The sequence below is a fragment of the Blautia sp. MB18-30 genome (assembly GCF_023669475.1).
GTDB classification, from domain to species: Bacteria; Bacillota; Clostridia; order Lachnospirales; family Lachnospiraceae; genus Blautia_A; species Blautia_A fusiformis.
In genome coordinates, this window is the sequence record NZ_JAMOYY010000098.1 from 1 (window position 1) to 705 (window position 705).

Annotated in this window: 1 protein-coding gene; it reads left to right on the top strand. The window is 29.1% G+C overall.

Annotation, left to right across the window (positions count from 1 at the left end; all coding sequences use genetic code 11):
- Positions 1 to 705 (top strand): hypothetical protein (locus tag NCY57_RS16695; RefSeq protein WP_250789879.1); only part of this gene is annotated, 705 nt, incomplete at both ends.

Sequence of the window (705 nt, forward strand, 5' to 3'; positions counted from 1 at the left end):
GAAAATTATCCGAGTATTTTTGAAAAATATATTAATATTATGGTGGTAATTGGCATTATATCAATTGTGATTTGGCTAATGGGATCCGTTTTTCATGTAATCAGCCCTAATATGGCAATATCGACAACTTGGACATCGACAGGAAAACCGATAACTGTTCCGGGGTATTGGGGAATCCAGTTTGAACGACAAATATCAGATATTTTTTCATTTTTAGGAGTTTCTGTGAGAAATTCATCTTTTTTTGCAGAAGCACCTATGGCATCATTTAATTTTTCAATAGCACTTCTATTGGAGTTATTAGTTATTGAGAGAAAAAAACATAAATATAAAATAATTACTTTGATATTAGCAATTCTCACAACGTTTGCTTCGACAGGATATTTAATCGTGATTGGTATTTTGGGATATGGATATTTTAAATATAAACCTAAGAAAATGGGAATGAAAATTATAAAAATATTCATTATTCCAATTGTTGTAGGGGTATTTGGCATTTTTATAATTATTCTTGTATTACAAAAGCTTGGAACATCATCTGGAAATATAAGGGTTGAAGACTTTGTTATTGGATATAATATTTGGAGAAAATATGCAATTTGGGGTTGCGGTTATGAAAACAATGATTTAATTAAAACGTATTTTAGTATTAGTCGAACTAATATGGGATTTAGTAATTCTTTAACACAAATTCTTGTTCAATGT